Source organism: Chryseobacterium sp. NG-CE01 (assembly GCF_055695505.1).
Map to the genome: position 1 here is coordinate 3,009,507 of NZ_CM146369.1, position 20,354 is coordinate 3,029,860.

A 20,354-nucleotide genomic window follows, 5' to 3' on the forward strand; every position below is an offset into this window, starting at 1 on the left:
ATATTGTTAAATTATTATATTAAATAAATTTAAATTAAATAAAGTGAAAGTTTCAAAATTAGCGGCGAACCTGATCGGTTCTGAAATTGTAAAAATTGGTAATGAAGTAAACGATTTAAAGGCAAAAGGAGCGGAGATTGCCAACCTTACGATTGGTGACCTTAATTCTAATATTTATCCCATTCCTGCCAAATTAAAGGAGGAAATTCAGAATGCGTATCAGAATAATCTGACGAATTATCCGCCTGCTAACGGACTTTTATCTTTAAGAAAAGAAGTTTCCAAAGATCTGAAAACAAGATGGAACCTGGATTATTCTCCAAACGATATTCTGATCACAGCGGGTTCAAGACCTTTGATCTATGCCGTATACAAAACCATCGTAGACGAAGGAGATAAAGTAGTTTACCCAATTCCTTCATGGAACAATAATCACTATGCATATCTTACTTCTGCAAATGCAGTAGAAGTAAAAACCACCCCTGAAAACAATTTCCTTCCAACAGCGGACGATTTAAGACCACATCTGGAAGGCGCTGTTTTACTGGCTCTTTGTTCACCTTTGAACCCTACAGGTACGATGTTCACCAAAGATCAGCTTTCAGAAATCTGCGAATTGGTTTTGGCTGAAAATAAGAAAAGAGGAGAAGAGGAAAAGCCATTGTATTTAATGTATGACCAGATTTATTCTAATCTTACTTTCGGTTCGGAGCACGTAGATCCGGTTTCCCTTTTCCCGGAAATGAAGGAATATACGGTGTATATCGACGGTATTTCAAAATGCCTTGCTGCGACGGGGGTTCGTGTTGGATGGGGATTCGGGCCGGTTCATATCATGGACAAAATGAAAGCACTTCTTACACACGTAGGAGCGTGGGCTCCAAAACCGGAACAGGAAGCTACTGCAAAATATTATGAAAATCCTGATGATGTAAATGCTTTTGTTGAAGATTTTAAAGGAAAATTAGAAGCTAGTCTGAAAGTTCTGCACGCAGGAATCCAGGATCTGAAAGGTAAAGGCTTAACTGTTGACAGCATCGAACCGATGGGCGCGCTTTATCTTACCATCAAATTGGATTACATTGGAAAAACAAAACCGGACGGAACGGTGATCGAAAATTCTTCTGATCTTGTTTTCTACCTTATTAATGAAGCAGGAGTTGCGCTTGTTCCTTTCTCTGCTTTCGGAGAAGATAAGTCTGAGCCTTGGTTCCGGGCTTCTGTAGGAGGTCTTGCTATTGACGAAATTGAAGTCATGATGCCGAAACTGGAAAAAGCTTTGAATGATTTGAAATAAATTTCTCAATGTAACAGTTTAACAATGTACCAATTTGATTATTGTTAAACTGTTACATTATTATATTGATACATTTTTGTTATGAAAATCATCGCAGTTATCCCCGCACGTTATGAAGCAAGCCGTTTTCCGGCAAAGCTGATGCAAATGTTAGGAGAAAAAACCGTTATCACAACAACGTATCAGAATGTAGTGGAAACGGGTTTGTTTGATGAAGTTTTTGTGGCTACGGATTCGGAAATTATTTTTAACGAAATTTCTAATAATGGCGGAAAAGCAGTGATGACCGGGCAGCACGAAACCGGAAGCGACCGTATTGCCGAAGCGGTACAAAATATCGACTGCGATATCGTCATCAATGTTCAGGGAGATGAACCTTTTCTAAAATTGGAGCCTTTACAACAGCTGATTGAAGTTTTTCATAATGATGAAAATCAGGAAATTTCTTTAGCTTCCCTGAAAATTAAACTTCACGAAAAAGAGGAAATTGAAAATCCGAATAATGTAAAAGTAATTACGGATAATAACGGTTTTGCACTGTATTTCAGCCGCTCTGTCATTCCTTTTCACAGGGAGACTTCCTATAATGTGGATTATTTTAAACATATCGGCGTTTATGCTTTCAGAAAACATGCATTGATACAGTTTTCAAAGCTGGAAATGAAGCCTCTTGAAATTTCGGAAAAAATAGAATGCATCCGTTATCTTGAATACGGTATGAAAATCAAGTTGATAGAAACCAATTTTGTAGGTGTCGGCATAGATACACCGGAAGATCTGGAGAAAGCAAGGAATTTATTATCTAATTAATTGTTAAATTGCTAGACTGATATATTGGTAAATTTAATAAAACCTTATATTTGACTTTATAAATGAAATTAATGAAAAAGTTACTATTCGTATTCGTCCTGATATTTTCGCATTCAGTTTTTGCCCAGACCGCAAAGGAAATTATTGACAAAAACATCGAATTATCCGGAGGATTGACCAACTGGAAACTTTTAAATTCCATACTGTTGCAGGGGAAAGTGATTTTAGGTGTTAAAGATGAATATCCTATAAAAATCTACCAGCAGCGCCCGAATCTTACGAAAACAGTCATCACCATCGGCGGAAAAGATACAGCAATCGAAGGTTACGACGGGACCAAAGGATATGCTATGAATTATGCAGCCAATAAAGTTCAGGAATATCCGGATTACAGTCCTGAAAGCTTTGATAATGATTTCATAGACTGGGAAAACAAAGGTTTTGAAGCCAAATACCTGGGGAAAGAAAAAATCGGGAATATATACTGCCATAAAGTAGAATTAACGAAAAACGTAAATAAAAACGTCTATTACTTCGACACAAGAGATTATATGCTAGTAAAAGAAGTAAAAAAAGACGAAACGTTATTATATTCAGACTACAAAAAGGTTGGAAATTTGGCCTTTGCTTTCCGTATTGAATCTTCAAGTGCCAAAAAAGACGGAGATTATGTGATGCTGATTAACAGGATTGATACCAATAAAGTATTTCCGGCCAACGCATTTAAATTTTAATCAAATAATAAAAATGGAGTTATGAAAAAGTTATTTTTAATGTTTCTTTCGGTCGTTGCATTTTTCAACAGCTGTGCTCAGAAAAAAAGTCAAGAATCTAAAGCTAAAACCAATCAACTTATGGGAAAATCAATATATGATTTCAAGGTAGACGCCCTGGAAGAAGGAAAGCAGATTAATTTCTCAGACTTCAAAGGAAAGAAAATCCTTATCGTAAATACGGCTTCGGAGTGCGGATTCACGCCTCAGTATGCCGATCTGGAAAAAGTTTCGGAAGAATATAAGGACAAATTGGTAGTGGTAGGCTTTCCGGCTAATAATTTTGGCGGTCAGGAGCCGGGAACCAATAAGGAAATCGGTGCTTTCTGCCAGAAAAATTACGGGGTAACTTTCCCGATGGCGGCAAAAGTTTCCGTAAAAGGTGACGATACGGCACCAATCTTTAAATATCTAACTGAAAAAGATCTGAACGGAGTAAAAAATACTACGATTCTCTGGAATTTTACAAAATTCTTAATTGATGAAAACGGAAAACTGATTGATTCATTTGTAAGTACTACGAAGCCTACGGATGAAGCAATTACTAAGTATTTGAAATAAATATCAAAAAATATCGTTATTGAGTGGATTTTTATCCACTTTTTTTAATTTTAAACCATGAAAAAACTATTGATCATTTTTGTCCTGATGCTTTCCATAAAAGGATTTTCTCAGGATTCTTATTTTTTAGGAAAAACGAACTATTGCACACCGGAAAAAGCAGATTCAAAACAAATATTTGAAGGCGCAATGACAGCTCTTAATTTTCCCAAACTCTATCTTCCAACAACAATGGCTTTATTCAAAACGGCAAAAGAAGATCCTAAATATTGTGATGTTTTTTTCCTTGCAGGATATTATGCCAGACTGCAAAATCTGCACAAGGAAGCTTTGGTTTTATATTATGCAGCAGACAGCCTTGCCCAAAATAAAGCTCCGATATTTAAGCAAAATCTTGCCATACAATTTATGAGATTCGGAAAAGTTGATAAAGCGCGAGAAAAATATGAGGAAATGGTGAAATATTTTCCGGATAATCCTGAAGGATATTATGGAATCGGGAATACTTCTATTGTAATAGGAGATTACGATAAAGGCCTGGAAAATCTTAAGCAGGCAGAGGAAATATATAAAAAATCCGGTAAGGTGAAGGATGATGTAGTATATATGTATGGAATGCTGTATGCCATGAAAGAAGATTATGAAGCGGGGCTTCCATACCTTGAAGACGTGTATAGTACCTATAAAAATGACGAAGGATATCTTTCACTGTATTCGCTCTCATTAATAAAAATCGGGAAAAGCCGAAATGATGAAAAGATGATTAAGAAAGCCAATAAGATGTATAATAAAATAAAGAACAAAGAAGGTGTTCCGGACATCAAAAAAAAGTTGGCTGCCGAGTTCAGTTAGAAAATTATAATATATTGAATATTCAGTGTAACAATGTACCAATTCAAATCCGGACGTTGTTACACTGTTCTTTTTACAACTATTATCTATCACTTCTCGGCAAAACAGAAAATATTTCCCAGTTTTATACTTGAGTAGCCATTGCTTTTTATCTTTGAAGAGTTAATCATTGCCTTTGCTAAAATATCTGTTGGCAACGGTTTCTGGCTTTCTAAGAGTCCTAATTTATTTGCAAACTTGATAATTCTGCTTCCAAGAACTTCTCCTGTTCTGTCGGAGTCCTTTCGCTCCAGCATTCCGGGTTTAAAGATGGTTATTTTTTCAAAATGCAGCTTTTTTACAGCTTCTTCCAGTTCGCCTTTCATTTTAGAATAAAAGATCTTAGATTTCGGATTGGCGCCGTATGCGGAAACCAGAATATAATCTGCGACATTGTTTTCTCTGGCAGCCTTGGCAAATTCGTACTGATAATCAAAATCCACTTTTCTCTGTGCTTCTTTACTTCCAGCAGCCTTTAAGGTGGTTCCAAGACAGGAAAAAGCGACATCACCTTTTACTTTGTCTTTCCATTCTTCGGGGTGCTCAAAATTCACAACATGAACCTTCAGCTTGGCATTTTGAATATCAACCGGCTTTCTCACAAAAATATCAACTTCCCCGAAATCGCTGTCATTAAGCAGTTGATTGACCAAATCTTTTCCGGTAGCACCTGTAGCGCCGATAACTAATGCTTTCATAATAATCTTGTTTGCAAGTTGTTGTTTGCTTCTTAAATTTACTAAATTTGGAACAATAAATAGTAGATAAAAGAAAAAGAAAAAAGAAAAAAGATAAAAGATAAAAGATAAAAGATGCTTTAAATAGATTATCATTAATCGTAATAAAAAATTACTCATTACCAATTACTTATTACTCATAAAAAACTATGGATGCCAACGAAATTTTAGATTATTGCATCGCTAAAAAAGGCGTTACAGAGGGTTTTCCCTTTGATAACGAAACCCTTGTGCTGAAGGTTGGCGGGAAAATGTTTCTTTTAATGTCTTTAGAAAGACAGCCGCTGCAAATCACGGTAAAAACTGATCCTGAGTGGAGCGAAGAGCTTCGTGAGAGATATCCTCAGATCACAGGTGCATATCATATGAACAAAACCCACTGGAATTCGGTTCAGACAGACGGTTTGAAACAGGAGCTTATTTTAGAAATGATTGATCATTCTTATGATCTTGTGTTCGGCTCTCTGACAAAAAAAATAAAAGAGGAAATTCTTAAAAGTTAAATTCTTCAGTTAATCTTTTGTCTTCATCCAGTTTTTCAATCAGTTTTTCCAGCCCTTCAAACTTAATTTCATCATGCAGAAAATCCCGGAATTTCACCGTGATTTCTTCGTTATAAATATCTCCGTCAAAATCAAGGATGTACACTTCAACGGTAAGCTTTTCTCCGTTTACAGTAGGATTGGTTCCGATACTCAGCATTCCTTTGTATTGATGATTTTTAACAAAAACTTCTACAATATATGCCCCTTTCTTAGGCAAAAGTTTTACAGAATCTGTTTCAATATTGGCAGTTGGATATCCGATTGTTCTTCCTATTTTTTTACCGTGCACTACCGTTCCGGAAACAGGATAAGAGTATCCCAACATTTCGTTGGCTTCCTTTATATTTCCTGCTAAAAGAGCATTGCGGACCTTGGTAGAGCTGATATTGTTTTCATGGATGTTGATGGCTTCCATCTGTTCAACCTCAAAATCCAGCTCTTTGGAAAGTTTTTGCAGCAATTCAAAATTTCCGCTTTTGTTTTTTCCGAAAGAATGATCGTAACCGATAATCAGATATTTGATATTGAGTTTGTCCACTAAAATCTGCCTCACAAATTCTTCGCCGGTAAGATTTCTGAATTCTTCATCAAACTCTTTTAAAAATAAAGTATTGATGCCATATTTATCCAATAAAGATTTTTTCTCTTCCAGCGTATTGAGAAGCTTTAAATCTTCGTTTGGGTTAAAAACAAATCTCGGATGAGGCCAGAATGTAAGGACTGCAGTTTCAAGATTATTCTCGGAACCCACCTTTATTAATTCATCAATAATACTTTTATGCCCGAGATGCACCCCGTCGAACATCCCTAAAGATAATGCTAAAGGCTTCTGAGAAGTATAACCGTTAAAATTCCTGAAAACTTTCAAATGAAATAAAACTATTTTTGGATATTACTTTTAAGTACTTGTACTAATTTGTTTACACTTTCTTTATCTGGTACGATAAGGACTATGCTATTGTCTTTGTTCTCATTAATTTGTATATCAGTATTTGTTTTTTCTTCGCTAAATAAATCTTTAATCTCAACACCAAAGAAAGAAGCAATTTTCGGGATAAAATCAGATTTTATATCATTCTCACCATTTTCCCAATTTACATATGTCCTTCTGTCTACTTCTAAAAAATCAGCTACATCTTGTTGTGAATAATTTTTTTTCGTTCTTAATTTCCTAAGAGTGTTTCCTATGCTCATTTTTGTTTTTGGCAAAAATAAGAATTTGTGAAAGAACTTACACATACTTGTGAAAGAAATTGTAGATGATTATTTCGCAAGGTATATATTTTTGCACTGTTAATTTAAAAACCACAATTTATGAAGAAAACAAGTTTGTTTTTTACAGTAATGGGTTTTATAGCAATCTCATTACTAAATTCATGTTCCCAAGACAGAGAGTTCGAAAATGCTAATTCTTCAGATTCTAAAAAGAATATGGCAAGAAATATGAATGTTAAAGATTCTCCATGCGAGTATTTTGAAGCAGCTCAAGAAAGTAGTATACTACCGGGTGTAAAAGCCACTTATGTTGATAACGGTATATCTACAAATTGCGACAATAATATTCTTATTTTTCCAACATTACAAGAGTATGAAAATGCTATTGAGAAATTAGATGAGCTTATAGAACAACATAATGATGCATTTGATCAACAAACTGCTAATATGACAGATGAAGAGGCTGATAATTATGCGGATGCTATTGGCTTCGATGAAGACCAACCTTTAACTGATTTTGAAAAAGAGCTTGAATTCTGTTCTCTAAGAAGCTTTTTAATACCTTTAGAAGATAATTGGCTTGATCAACAAGGAGATGGTGCCTGGAATTTAGATGCAGATCCCGATAATTATTATGTAGATGACGAAACAGAAAGAGCATTACTAAGCATAGGGTCTGAGTTTATTGTAGGAAATTGCAGAGATGGCTATACTTTATATAAAAGATATGATTGGGGGTATATAAGTTTTCCAATTGTAGATATAGGAAGTGCGACAACAATACTGACAGCTTTAAATAATATAACAAACCCTACCGTACAGCCTATCAATATAAATGGAGCGACACCTTCGCAAGTAAACGGTGTATTGGATAATTATAAACAACCAGTAGTTAAGGTGGTGACAACTGTTCCTTCTACATCATCAAATTCAGGTTCTTGCAAAAATTACGTAAAGGATAAAGGAGAACATCTATTCAGTCCTGATAGAAGGATAAAATGGAAACATAAATTTAAAGAAACTGGTTTTTTAGCGCACCCATTGATTGTAGATAATACTTTAATTAAGACATTTACAAAATCTTATAAAAAGGAAAAAGGAAGATGGAAAAAGTATAAAGCAACTATCTCAACAGGCTTTACTGGAAAAACTGTTGATACACAATGTTCGAATCCCCAAAATGATAATGCTCCCAATGAGCTTACAACTAAAAAAAGAAAAAAGGTAAAGCAGAGGGGCTATATAAGTGGAAATCGCTCTACTCAACAAAATTTACTTTTTAGTGTTCACAAGCAAGAAGGAAATACATATGAAAATGACATATTCTAGATATAAAAGTAATATAAATATTGAGGGTAAAATCCTCAATATTTTATTTTTGCTTATGACAATATTTATTTATTCACAAAAATATCCACTAAAGTACGGAGTAAAGGTTGGATGGAATTATTCGGTAGTAAATGCCGTAGATGAAATTGGACAACCTTCAGGCTATATCAGTGGTATTATAGATGAACTATATGGAGGGTTTGCTTTAGAAAAACAAATTACTCAGAAATCTTATTTACAATCTGGTTTACTTATTTCATATACAGATGCAATTACTTTTGTAGAACTTCCAATATTTTATAAATATAATTTTTATCGTAGGTTTTCACTGTTAGCAGGACCCAAAATAGAATTTATTCCTGACGAACAAAATAATCAATTTGTATATTTCAAAAGAAGAGTTGGTTTTTCTCTTAATTTTGGTATTGATTACCAAATTTTTAAAAATTTCTTATTAGAGGGGTATTTTTCTAAAGCTTTTGTTGAGCAATTTGATGATAATATTTTAGGCTTCTATGATTCTAAAAGAAATGTTTACAGAATAGGATTAACCTATTTTATAAATTAAATTTATAAATCGCTAAATTAAAGTTCCTGAAAACTTTCAAAAATGAAAAAAAATTGACTGCAATTATAGGAATAATGTAACAATGTATTAATTTAGCAATTTACCAATATTTTAATCTGTGATTATTGTTATATTGCTAAATTGATAGATTGTTAGACTTATAAAAAAGTATGATAAAAATCTGTTTTTTACCAATTGCGGGTTAAGTAAGAATCATTATATTTGCACCAAGAAAAAATTTAGCAATGGCAAACCAAATTAAAGGTAAAATTTCTCAAATTATTGGTCCGGTAATCGACGTTGTCTTTACTGATGTGGAAGCAGTTCCAAGCATTTACGACGCGTTAGAAATTACAAAGGATAACGGTGAAAAAGTAGTTTTAGAGGTAGAACAGCATATTGGAGAAGATACAGTAAGATGTATCGCAATGGACGCTACTGATGGTCTTAAAAGAGGGCAGGATGTAATCGGATACGGAAATCCTATTACAATGCCAATCGGTGAGGCTGTAAACGGAAGACTTTTCAACGTTGTTGGTGATGCTATCGACGGGCTTCAGAATATTTCTAAGGATGGAGGACTTCCAATCCACAGAGAAGCTCCAAAATTTGATCAACTTTCAACTTCTGCTGAAGTTTTATTTACAGGTATCAAAGTAATCGACCTTATCGAGCCTTATGCAAAAGGGGGGAAAATCGGTTTGTTCGGTGGTGCCGGTGTAGGTAAAACCGTATTGATCCAGGAGTTGATTAATAATATTGCAAAAGGACACGGTGGTCTTTCAGTTTTCGCCGGAGTAGGTGAAAGAACGAGAGAAGGAAATGACCTTTTGAGAGAGATGTTGGAATCAGGAATCATCAAGTATGGTGAAGATTTCATGCACTCTATGGAAAACGGAGGTTGGGATCTTTCTAAAGTAGATTTGGAAGCTATGAAAGAATCTAAAGCAGCATTCGTTTTCGGACAGATGAACGAGCCACCTGGTGCAAGAGCGAGAGTAGCACTTTCCGGTCTTACATTAGCTGAATATTACAGAGACGGTGGAGAAAGCGGACAAGGTAGAGACGTACTTTTCTTCGTAGACAACATCTTCCGTTTTACACAGGCTGGTTCTGAGGTATCTGCACTTCTTGGTCGTATGCCATCTGCGGTAGGTTACCAACCGACACTTGCTTCTGAGATGGGGGCGATGCAGGAGAGAATTACTTCCACTAAAAATGGTTCCATTACTTCAGTACAGGCGGTTTACGTACCTGCGGATGACTTAACTGACCCGGCTCCGGCAACTACATTTGCCCACTTGGATGCAACAACGGTATTAGATAGAAAAATTGCTTCTTTAGGTATTTATCCAGCGGTAGATCCATTGGCTTCTACTTCAAGAATCCTTGCTCCGGAAGTTATCGGTGAAGAACATTATAACTGTGCTCAGAGAGTAAAAGAAATTCTTCAGAGATATAAAGCGCTTCAGGATATCATCGCGATCTTAGGGATGGAAGAACTTTCTGAAGAAGATAAATCTGTTGTTTACCGTGCAAGAAAAGTTCAGAGATTCTTGTCTCAGCCTTTCCACGTAGCAGAACAGTTTACAGGTATTCCTGGATCTTTGGTAGATATTAAAGATACCATCAAAGGATTCAATATGATTATCGATGGTGAATTGGATCACTTACCGGAAGCTGCTTTCAACCTGAAAGGGACTATCGAAGAGGCGATCGAGGCAGGACAAAAAATGTTAGCTGATAACGCATAATAATGCTAATTGCTGATAGCCAGTAGTTATTAGCCAAAAGCCAAAAGCAATTACAATGAATATAAAAATTTTAACACCAGAATACGTAGTTTTTGAAGGAGAGGTAGACTCGGTATTGCTGCCTGGAAAAAATGGTGAATTCCACATCATGAAAAATCACGCAGGAGTTGTTTCTTCTCTGATCGGTGGTAAAGTAAAATTGTATACCAAATCTGTCGATGAGGCCTATACAAAATATTTTACTAAAGAAAATGAAAAAGATTCTGTTTTTTCTTATCCTATCAAAAGCGGTGTTGTAGAATTTAATCATAATAAAGGAATTATCCTTTGTGAATAATTAAATGAAAAGCTAAATATATTTTCAAGAAAGTGTAACTTTGGTTACACTTTTTTTATGTTATGTAAAAATCTGGTTTTATGAAGAAGAATTTGATTATCATGTTTACAATTCTGGGTTTTTTGCTTCATGCTCAAACGGTAAAAATTAAAAGAGGAATTGTAACTCTTGAGGGAGTACACGTAGCAAAAGTCTCAAACAAATCCAATTTATATACTTTCATGGATCTTAAAGAAACGCCGATTTATACCGTGGAATTTGTAGACAAAAGTATAGTGGATTCAGTAAGAGATAGTTATATAAAAATTAACAGAGTTTACAATAAAGATAAAACGATCGAACTGGATTATATTTCACCTTCAGCGTTTTCGGGTGAAGAAAAATCTGCAGCCTATACCTGTGTAAAAAGCCTGAAAATTATTGACGAAAGAGGAATTAATATAAAAAATCTTGATGAACTCTTCAAAAACAATCCGAAAAGAAAACTGGATAATAAAACAAAGGATGCATATACCATCAGAAATAAAATTGACAAACTAAATATAACCGTCAATACTGTTGGTGAGATATTAAGTAACGGAAAACCAGTAGGTTATTTTACCAATCTTCCCATTAGTTTTGGTTCTGAAGATACGATTACTGATAAAACTTTTGTAGATATCGAAATATATGATGCCAACAGTAAGTACATCGGAAAATATATTACCACTACTAAACAGATAAAAACAGCCGGTGGAAAAACATTTACCTTATACAGGGAAATGTCCGGCCGTGCATCTATTCTGAAATTCCCGACTTATAAAGCCATTGCAGAAAGAATGGCAATTCTGGATCCTAATTTTATCAAAATCCAGGAAAAAGTAATTGTAGGTGAGGTTACAAAAGATGGTGTTCAGAAATAATTAAAAAATAATATAGCAATAGGAACGGGCTTTAGCCCGTTTTTTATTTTAGGAAATTTCGTCGGCTTTAGCCAAATCTTGAAAATTATGTATAAAATCAGGATTTATAAAAAATAATACACGTTCAATTTTTATTTTTGTTTTTAAAATATCAATCTACAGACTCAAAATTACTCCGTTTTCTTTTAATTGCTGTATCGGTTTTGAAAACCAGAACAGTTCAAAATTATCGAAATTTTCTTCAAAATTAACCTTAAGTTGCTGAAGTGTAGGTTTTTTCAAATTTTCAACGGGATATTCATCAAACATTTTCATCAGCCATTCACCATGTTGCTGATCTATTTCTACACTTACAACATTTGTTTTTAAGTGCACTGTAATTTTCGTATACGTATAATTATATTTCTTTTTAATTTTTACGCGATTCTCAGCGATTACGTTTTTAGCTAAAAAAATGATTTTTGAATTTCCTTTAAAAGTAAAATCATCATTTTCGAGCAGCGCATCATGAATATAATCAGGATGAACGGTTGTTCCCGGAATTTTAAAATCAAACCATTCCTGCAGAGGAAGTTCAAAATTAATTCCGTGCATATAATTGAAAAGTGATTTTTTCAGACCAAAGCTAAATTTTCCGTGATCAATTCCTGTCCTGTCTGTAAAATCAACATCGTTATTCGCAAAAAGGATTTCCTGCTTAATCGGTGTGACTCCAAATTCTTCAGGATTTAATCCGACAGGTGAGTGGGCCGTCATTGCAAACTGATGCCAAAATCCGCTTTGCAAAATTCCCATCTCAAAAAGCTGACGAACCATTTCCAAAGAGTCCACCGTTTCCTGAACAGTCTGCGTCGCATAGCCATACATAAGATAAGCATGAATCATGATTCCCGCTTCCGTAAAATTTCTGGTTACCTTAGCAACCTGTTCCACAGAAATCCCTTTGTCAATTAATTTTAATAGCCGATCACTCGCTACCTCAAGACCTCCCGAAACCGCAACGCAACCTGAAAGTTTTAGAAGAAAACATAAATCCCGGGTGAAGCTTTTTTCAAAACGGATATTCGTCCACCAGGTTACCACAAGATTTCTCCGCAAAATTTCCAAAGCAACCTCTCTCATCAAGGCCGGTGGCGCGGCTTCATCTACAAAATGAAATCCCGTTTCCCCGGTTGTCCGGATCAATTCTTCCATTCGGTCAACCAAAATTTTGGCTGAAATAGGTTCGTAAATTTTTATGTAATCTAAAGAAATATCACAAAAAGTACATTTTCCCCAATAGCATCCGTGAGCCATGGTAAGCTTATTCCATCTCCCGTCACTCCATAAACTGTGCATCGGATTGGCAATTTCAATCACCGAAATATATTTATCCAGCAATAAATCTGAGTAATCGGGAGTCCCAATGTCAGCCTGCTTGTAATCGTGTCTTAAAGAATTATTTTTATAGATAACTTTTTCATTTTCAATTAAAAAAGTTCTCTTGAACTGAGATTCTTCACTTTGTTCAGAATGACAAATATTTTCATAAAGCAGTTCGATCGGAAGTTCTCCGTCATCCAATGTAATGAAATCAAAGAATTCAAAAACCCTTTGATCCTTAACTTCTCTAAGTTCGGTATTCGGAAAACCGCCACCCATCGCCGTTTTGATGTGCGGATAATTTTCTTTAATAAGTTTAGCGCACCGGAATGCAGAATATAAGTTACCGGGAAATGGAACCGAAAAGCAAACCAATTTTGGCTGAACAGTTTCTAATTTTTCGTTGAGAATTTTTAAAGTGATATCATCAATAAATGTCTGATTTCCAATAATTTTTGCATAAAGGTCATTAAACGAATTGGCACTTTTCCCTAAACGTTCAGCATATCTGCTGAAACCAAAATCGGAATCTATATTTTCTACAATATAATCTGAAAGGTCTTCTAAATATAAGGTTGCCAAGTGTTTAGCCTTATCCTGCAGTCCCATGTTTCCGAAAGCAAATTCCATATCATTAAGGTGGTTGAATCTTGAAGCTTCCGGAAGGAAATTCATTGAGCAGATCTGTCTGGCGAGCGTAGGGGTTTTACCTTGGAGAAAAGAAATAACCTGGCCGATCGTTTTAATATATTCCTCCTTTAAAGTAAAGATTCTCTGTGAATTTTCTGAAACCTGAAAAATGTCGATTTTCTTTTCAAAAATTTTTCTGATGCCTTCTTTTGAAAATAATTCCAGAATAACTTCAATTCCTAAATCGACCTGATGACTTGAAATATTTTTTGTATTCAAAAAACCTTTAATGTAGGCAGTAGCAGGATAAGGGGTATTAAGCTGTGTAAAAGGCGGAGTGATAAGAAGCAGATCTTTCAAGAGAAAATTTTTGCAAAGTTATTTTAAATATTCAGATTCTGAAAATTTGTGATATTTTTTTAAAACAAAACCACTGAATTTGATCAGTGGTTTTAATTTATTTTTTGTACTCAGATTAAATTTCTTTAAAACTTAAACCTTGTTCGGCAAGCAGTTTTTGCTCCTGATCTTTATAGTGACCGCCTATAAGCTTATCATGTATAGCTTCAAAAGCAGCAAGTGTTTCGGTAATTTCAGAATCGGTATGCGATGCGGTAGGAATTAATCTTAGCAGAATCATTCCTTTAGGTATTACAGGATAAACCACTACAGATGTGAAGATTCCGTAGTTTTCTCTCAAGTCTTTCACTAAGAGGGTAGCCTCTACCGGAGTTCCCTGCATCATTACCGGAGTTACGCAGGTATTGGTATCACCAATATTGAAACCTTTTTCTTTTAATCCGTTTTGCAGCTTGCGGGTATTCTCCCAAAGTTTTGCTTTTATTTCCGGTCTGGTTCTTAAAAGCTCAAGTCTTTTTAAACCTCCGATTACCATTGGCATTGTTAAAGATTTAGCAAAAATCTGAGATCTTAAATTAAATTTCAGGTATCGGATGATCTCTTTATCACCGGCGATAAACGCTCCGAAACCAGCCATTGATTTGGCAAAAGTAGAGAAGTATACATCAATCTGATCCTGGCATCCCTGCTCTTCACCAGCCCCGGCCCCGGTTTCACCCAACGTTCCGAATCCGTGTGCATCATCAACAAGTAGTCTGAATTTATATTTTGATTTTAATTCACAGATTTCTTTTAATTTACCTTGCTGTCCTCTCATCCCGAAAACTCCTTCAGTAATTACAAGAATACCGCCTCCGGTTTCTTCGGCTACTTTAGTCGCTCTTTCAAGGTTTTTTTCAAGACTTGAAATATCATTGTGTCTGTAAGTAAATCGTTTTCCGGAATGAAGTCTAACTCCATCTACGATACATGCGTGAGAATCAACATCATAAACGATCACATCATTTCTTCCAACCAAAGCATCTATGGTAGATACCATACCCTGGTACCCGAAGTTTAATAAATAGGCAGATTCTTTCTGAACAAAATCAGCCAGTTCTCTTTCCAATTGCAGGTGCTGCTCGGTCTCACCGGACATTGCTCTTGCGCCCATCGGGTAGAACATTCCGAATTCTGCCGCTGCTTTTGCATCAGCTTCCAAAACTTCCGGGTGGTTGCACATCCCTAAGTAGTCGTTAGCACTCCAGAAAATAACTTCTCTTCCCTGAAACTGCATTCTGGGACCAATTGGCCCTTCTAATTTAGGGAAAATGAAATAGCCTTCAGCATAATCTGCAAATTGTCCAAGAGGTCCTGGATTTTCTTTTATTCTATCAAAAATATCCAACATTTTATTAATATTTTAAGTAAAAAAGCCTTTTGTAGTTACAAAAAGGCTTGATTTGTATTAATTTTTTTATCCTTATTTAATAAATTCTGTTTTGAAAACTTCATCGTAGTTGTGAACACAGTTGTTTACAAAACCCTGTTCGGCCATCCATTTATCACTGTACACTTTGGTGATGTATCTGGAGCCGTGATCAGGATAGATCAGCACAACAATATCGTTTTCCGTAAATTCGTGAGATTGGGCATATTGTATCAATGCCTGTGTAACCGCTCCGGTAGTATATCCTCCCATAATAGCTTCTTTCAAAGCGATTTCACGGGTTCTGTAAGCTGACATTTCGTCGTTTACCCTTACGAATTCATCTACTTTATCAAAAAGAAGGGCAGATGGGATTAAGTTTTTTCCCATACCTTCAATCTGGTAAGGATGAACATCTTCTTTATGGATTTCTCCTGTTTCGTGATAACTTTTTAAAATAGATCCGTCTGCATCAACCCCAATGATTTTGATATCAGGATTTTTCTCTTTTAAAAATTTTGCTGATCCGGACAATGTTCCGCCGGTTCCTGTACACGCAAAAAGATGGGTCACTTTACCCTGTGTCTGTTCCCAGATTTCAGGACCTGTAGTCTGATAATGGGCATCAATATTCAGCTCGTTGAAATATTGATTGATATACACTGAATTTGGAGTTTCTGAAGCTATTCTTTTAGCAACTTCATAGTATGATCTGGGATCATCTGCAGGAACATTTGCCGGGCAGATATAGACGGTAGCTCCCAATGCCTTCAGATAGGCAATTTTCTCAGGCTTTGTTTTATCACTTACCGCAAGAATACATTTATATCCTTTAATAATGCAAACCATAGCAATTGAGAATCCTGTATTTCCTGATGTAGTTTCTACAACTACGGAATCTTCTTTTAATAAACCTTTTTTCTCAGCGTTTTCTATAATATGAAGTGCGATTCTATCTTTTGTGGAATGTCCAGGATTATATGATTCTAACTTGGCATAAACAGTTGCAGGAATTTCTTTCGTCACAGTGTTAAGCTTCACCATAGGAGTATTTCCTATTAGGCCAAGTATATTATCGTAAACATTACTCATTATTTGTTATTTTTCAATAAAAATCTGTCGGCAAAAATACAAAAAAATAAATTTATTTCTAAACTTTTGTTTTGATTTCTACCCTCTAAAATAGATAAAAAAAAAATTGTATCATCATCCAACGGTGAAACTTTTCAAAAAACGAGCCAAATTCTTTAAATTTTGTTAAAAACCGCCTAAAATCATAGAAAAGCCTTATTTTCGCGTAATTGATTTAATACTATGAAAAATTGGACTTTCAGGCGATGGAACACCGTTCTCGGATGGGTGGTTTTCGTCATTTCATTTATTACATACTTGTCCACTATAGAACCCAATTTCAGTTTTTGGGATTGTGGCGAGTATATTTCCTCTGCGGTAAAACTTGAAGTAACGCACGCTCCGGGAGCGGCTTTATTCCAGATTATTGGCGCTGTGGCGGCCATGTTTGCGCTGGGGAAAGGCGAAAATTATTCTATCGTCATCAATGCAATGTCTGCATTGTTCAGTGCGTTTACAATCCTGTTTTTATTCTGGACCATTACCCATTTGGTCAGAAGGCTTTTAAATAAGGATTTTAACGACATTACGAAGCATCAGGAAATTTCCATTCTTTTTGCCGGCGTTGTCGGTGCTCTGTGCTTTACCTTCTCAGATACCTTCTGGTTTTCTGCGGTAGAAGGAGAAGTATATTCAATGGCATCAATGTTTATTGCACTCTTAGTCTGGTTAATTACCAAATGGGAAAACGAATACCAAATGCCTGACAATGAACGGTGGATTATCTTAATTTTCTTTATTCTCGGACTTTCTGTAGGGGTGCACATGATGTGTATGCTGGCAATACCTGCAGTATGTTTTATATATTATGCAAGAAAATACACATTTACCTGGAAAAATTTTATCTGGGCAAATGTTATTACACTTGTGATCCTGGCAATTGTTTTTAAAGGAATTTTCCCTTTCATCATGACGATGTTCGGGAAGCTTGAAATTTTCTTTGTTAACGGGTTAGGGCTGCCTTTCCACTCAGGGACTATCGTGGCATTTATTCTGATGATTGCGATATGCTATTTCCTGATTTCTTATACCAGAAAGATGAAAAGAAATGTATATCAGACCATCGCTTTATCTGTAGTGTTTATGATGATTGGTTTTTCATGCTGGATGGTTATTCCGATCAGGGCAAATGCTAATCCGCCGATGAACCTTAATGATCCGGACAATGCCATCGGAATGCTGGATTACTACAACAGGGAGCAGTATGGTGACTGGCCTACCATTTACGGACAAAACTATACGGCTTATCTTGATGCGAACGGAATTGAAAAAAATGAAGACGGCAGTTTCAAAACCCAGAAAACCGGTGAGATCTACGAAAAAGATGAAAAAACCGGAACGTACAGAAAAACCGGGGACCGATTCAATTATGTATTCAATAAAGCACATGTCGGTTTCATGCCGAGAATGTTTAATGAAGATAAAGATGTTATGGCGAACTACATTTCCATGTACGGAGCGCCGGATTTCAGCTTTAATTATTCAAACGAAGACATTGCAGACAGCCCGGAGGCAAAGCAGATATTTGATGAACTGAGAAAGAAATATGAAGATAAATCGATTACCGCATCAGATTACCTGAAGGTAAGACCTTATAATCTCATTAATGTTCAGAAACCATCTCTCGGGCAGAATTTAGATTATTTTATTACATTCCAGAACTCATATTACTTTGTTCGTTATCTGATGTGGAACTTCGTTGGACGTCAGAACGATCTTGAAGGAAATATGGAAAGTACGCGGGGTAACTGGATCTCCGGAATTCCTTTTATTGATAATAATATAGTAGCCAACCAGGACAAAATGCCTGCGAAGTTCAAGAATGAAAGTACGGTGAAATTCTTCTTTTTACCATTGCTTTTAGGATTAATCGGATTCTTTTTCCAGCTTAATAAAGATTTCGGAAGATTCTATGCTATGCTTTCAATATTTGTACTGATGAGTTTAGGAATTATTTTTTATACCGGAGTAAAACCATTTGAGCCTAGAGAAAGAGACTACGCAATGGTAGGTTCATTCTACGTTTTTGCCATTTGGATAGGATTGGGGGCAGCAGCCATTCTTTGGTTCCTGCAGTCTAAAATCAAATCAAATGCAGCCAATCTGGTGGCAGGAATAGTTTTGCTTGGAGTACCTTTTATGATGGGATTCCAGAATTATAATGTACATAACAGACACAATCGTTATACTTCATACGACTATGGATATTCTGTATTAAAATCATTACCGAAGGAAGATATTCTATTCGTATACGGTGATAATGATACCTATCCGGTTTGGGCGATTCAGGAAACGGAAAGATTCAGGGATGATGTAAAGGTGGTTAATTTCACTTTAGCGTCTACTCCGTGGAATATCGACCAGATCAAAAGAAGAACCTATAATGCAGCGCCGGTTCCCGGAGTTTTAACTCATGACGACTATAGAGACGGATCCAACGACCAGATCTATATGATGAAAAAAGCAGACTGGGAGGGTGTTTTCTCTATGCTGAAAGAACAGGGTGCACCTGATACGGAATTTGCAGAATTTAAAAAATATCTCGTTCAGGATTCTATGACAATGAAAGAAGCAATCAGCTTCCTTAAATATTCATCGCCTGCAAAGAATGAGCTTCTTAAAATGTATTTCGGTGAAGAGAAATATGAAAAATATAATATTTTACCGGTTAATAAATTCATTCTTCCTGTAAACAAAGCAAATGCCGTAAAAGCAGGGATCATTAATGCTGCAGACCTTCCGAATACGGTAGACCAGATCATGATTACCTACAAGGCTAATACATTATACAAGAATAACCTGATTATGCTTGATATTCTGGCTAATTTCGACTGGAAAAGGCCTATCAATTTCTCTTCAGGAGGAATTTATGACAGCGAGAATATTTTCTATCTGGATGAATATCTTCAGTTTGACGGATTCAGTTACAGGCTGATTCCTATTCATACGCCGCAAACGCCGGACGGTGAGTTGGGAAGAGTAGATGCCAATTCTTTATATAATGTCGTTAAAAACTTCAGATGGGGTAATTTTAAAGATCTCAATACCCACTTTGATGAAACAGCAACTTCCAACATTATGAGCTACAGAGCTTCGGCAAGCAGAGCGGCAGCAGCACTGGCAACAATGGGACAAAAAGGAAAAGCGCTTGAACTTCTTGATCTTGCATCCAGAGAAATTCCTGCCGAAAAGTACAACGATCCCCGTTCATTGAGTTCAATGGTGTACGGTTACATTGTTTCAGGTCAGGAAAGCAAAGGATTGAAGCTGGCAGAAGTACTGAAAAAAGGAATCTTTGAAGAGTATGATTATTATATGAGTCTCAGCAAAACTGATCAAAGCTATCTGCGAAGACAGATCAGAACCAAACCTATGGAATATTCTTTAGTGATTTCGGCGGTTACAGATGCGTATACCAGACTTGGCCAGAAAGATAAAGCGTACGATTATCTTGTGAAATCCATTGAGCCGATTGATAAGAAGTTCAACACCTTCATTGAAAATCTTAAAGAAATGGGCAAGGAAAAAGCGATGAATGAATCTGAGCAGGTACAGAAGATCACGCCATTCTACCAATACTTATTTGATATTATGGAACCTTTTGATTCTACTTATTCGAAAGAGAAAGAAAGCCAGATTACCAACTCGATAATTAAAGCGGCACAATAATATAATGAAAACGGAACTTCGGTTCCGTTTTTTTTTATGTGGGATTCGAATGATTAAAAAGATTATATTTGCGAT

General features: G+C 35.8%; 18 protein-coding genes. 12 read left to right on the plus strand and 6 right to left on the minus strand.

Annotation, left to right across the window (positions count from 1 at the left end; genetic code table 11):
- Positions 1–43 precede the first annotated feature (43 nt).
- The 5 genes from ACYT6F_RS14000 to ACYT6F_RS14020 all read left to right on the plus strand — a co-directional run bounded on the left by ACYT6F_RS14000 (position 44) and on the right by ACYT6F_RS14020 (position 4,293).
- On the plus strand, positions 44–1,297 hold the full coding sequence (locus tag ACYT6F_RS14000; RefSeq protein ID WP_472598264.1) for a pyridoxal phosphate-dependent aminotransferase: 1,254 nt from the start codon (positions 44–46) through the stop codon (positions 1,295–1,297).
- Positions 1,298–1,378: 81 nt separating this feature from the next.
- A complete protein-coding gene (gene kdsB / locus ACYT6F_RS14005) occupies positions 1,379–2,107 on the plus strand; it encodes a 3-deoxy-manno-octulosonate cytidylyltransferase (RefSeq protein WP_472598265.1) in 729 nt (242 codons plus the stop codon).
- A 71-nt stretch (positions 2,108–2,178) separates the two neighbouring features.
- Positions 2,179–2,841 carry a histidine kinase gene (locus tag ACYT6F_RS14010; protein ID WP_472598266.1) on the plus strand — a complete coding sequence of 221 codons (663 nt, stop codon included), beginning with the start codon at positions 2,179–2,181 and terminating at the stop codon, positions 2,839–2,841.
- Between the two features lie 21 nt (positions 2,842–2,862).
- Positions 2,863–3,441 (plus strand): glutathione peroxidase, encoded by a 579-nt coding sequence (locus tag ACYT6F_RS14015; RefSeq protein WP_472598267.1) that lies wholly within the window; start codon positions 2,863–2,865, stop codon positions 3,439–3,441.
- A 57-nt stretch (positions 3,442–3,498) separates the two neighbouring features.
- Entirely contained in the window at positions 3,499–4,293 is a 795-nt protein-coding gene (locus ACYT6F_RS14020; RefSeq protein ID WP_472598268.1) for a tetratricopeptide repeat protein, read from the plus strand.
- A gap of 89 nt (positions 4,294–4,382) precedes the next feature.
- On the opposite strand, the gene ACYT6F_RS14025 is transcribed toward ACYT6F_RS14020, so the two are convergent.
- The gene (locus ACYT6F_RS14025; protein WP_472598269.1) at positions 4,383–5,030 is read right to left on the minus strand and encodes an NAD(P)H-binding protein; all 648 of its coding nucleotides are present in this window, start codon (positions 5,028–5,030) and stop codon (positions 4,383–4,385) included.
- Between the two features lie 188 nt (positions 5,031–5,218).
- On the opposite strand from ACYT6F_RS14025, the gene ACYT6F_RS14030 reads away from it, so the two are divergent.
- Entirely contained in the window at positions 5,219–5,572 is a 354-nt protein-coding gene (locus tag ACYT6F_RS14030; RefSeq protein WP_472598270.1) for an MmcQ/YjbR family DNA-binding protein, read from the plus strand.
- Here ACYT6F_RS14030 and ACYT6F_RS14035 read toward each other — a convergent pair.
- Positions 5,562–6,482: a bifunctional riboflavin kinase/FAD synthetase gene (locus ACYT6F_RS14035; protein ID WP_472598271.1), complete on the minus strand. Its 921-nt coding sequence runs from the start codon at positions 6,480–6,482 to the stop codon at positions 5,562–5,564. The two genes, ACYT6F_RS14030 and ACYT6F_RS14035, sit on opposite strands and share 11 nt — an antisense overlap.
- Positions 6,483–6,493: 11 nt before the next feature.
- A complete protein-coding gene (locus ACYT6F_RS14040; protein WP_472598272.1) occupies positions 6,494–6,808 on the minus strand; it encodes a helix-turn-helix transcriptional regulator in 315 nt (104 codons plus the stop codon).
- Between the two features lie 120 nt (positions 6,809–6,928).
- Here ACYT6F_RS14040 and ACYT6F_RS14045 point away from each other — a divergent pair, with 120 nt between their 5' ends.
- The 5 genes from ACYT6F_RS14045 (at position 6,929) to ACYT6F_RS14065 (ending at position 11,719) form a co-directional block, all read left to right on the plus strand.
- Positions 6,929–8,158, plus strand: coding sequence for a hypothetical protein (locus ACYT6F_RS14045; protein ID WP_472598273.1), 1,230 nt, complete (start codon positions 6,929–6,931; stop codon positions 8,156–8,158).
- Positions 8,139–8,726 (plus strand): hypothetical protein, encoded by a 588-nt coding sequence (locus ACYT6F_RS14050; RefSeq protein WP_472598274.1) that lies wholly within the window; start codon positions 8,139–8,141, stop codon positions 8,724–8,726. The genes ACYT6F_RS14045 and ACYT6F_RS14050 overlap by 20 nt, the downstream gene beginning before the upstream one ends.
- Before the next feature lie 245 nt (positions 8,727–8,971).
- Positions 8,972–10,480 (plus strand): F0F1 ATP synthase subunit beta, encoded by a 1,509-nt coding sequence (gene atpD, locus ACYT6F_RS14055; protein ID WP_169230663.1) that lies wholly within the window; start codon positions 8,972–8,974, stop codon positions 10,478–10,480.
- Between the two features lie 55 nt (positions 10,481–10,535).
- Positions 10,536–10,817 (plus strand): FoF1 ATP synthase subunit delta/epsilon, encoded by a 282-nt coding sequence (locus tag ACYT6F_RS14060; RefSeq protein ID WP_169230662.1) that lies wholly within the window; start codon positions 10,536–10,538, stop codon positions 10,815–10,817.
- Between the two features lie 80 nt (positions 10,818–10,897).
- Complete coding sequence (locus tag ACYT6F_RS14065; RefSeq protein ID WP_472598275.1) at positions 10,898–11,719, plus strand: hypothetical protein; 822 nt, start codon at positions 10,898–10,900, stop codon at positions 11,717–11,719.
- Between the two features lie 156 nt (positions 11,720–11,875).
- On the opposite strand, the gene ACYT6F_RS14070 is transcribed toward ACYT6F_RS14065, so the two are convergent.
- From ACYT6F_RS14070 to ACYT6F_RS14080, 3 genes are all read right to left on the minus strand, one after another.
- A complete protein-coding gene (locus ACYT6F_RS14070; protein WP_472598276.1) occupies positions 11,876–14,071 on the minus strand; it encodes a B12-binding domain-containing radical SAM protein in 2,196 nt (731 codons plus the stop codon).
- Positions 14,072–14,186: 115 nt separating this feature from the next.
- Entirely contained in the window at positions 14,187–15,461 is a 1,275-nt protein-coding gene (locus ACYT6F_RS14075) for an aminotransferase class I/II-fold pyridoxal phosphate-dependent enzyme (protein WP_472598277.1), read from the minus strand.
- Positions 15,462–15,533: 72 nt separating this feature from the next.
- Complete coding sequence (locus tag ACYT6F_RS14080) at positions 15,534–16,571, minus strand: PLP-dependent cysteine synthase family protein (protein WP_169230658.1); 1,038 nt, start codon at positions 16,569–16,571, stop codon at positions 15,534–15,536.
- A 222-nt stretch (positions 16,572–16,793) separates the two neighbouring features.
- Between ACYT6F_RS14080 and ACYT6F_RS14085 the strand changes: the two genes are divergently transcribed.
- Positions 16,794–20,279, plus strand: a complete 3,486-nt coding sequence (locus ACYT6F_RS14085; protein ID WP_472598278.1) for a glycosyltransferase family 117 protein — start codon at positions 16,794–16,796, stop codon at positions 20,277–20,279.
- Positions 20,280–20,354 lie beyond the last annotated feature (75 nt).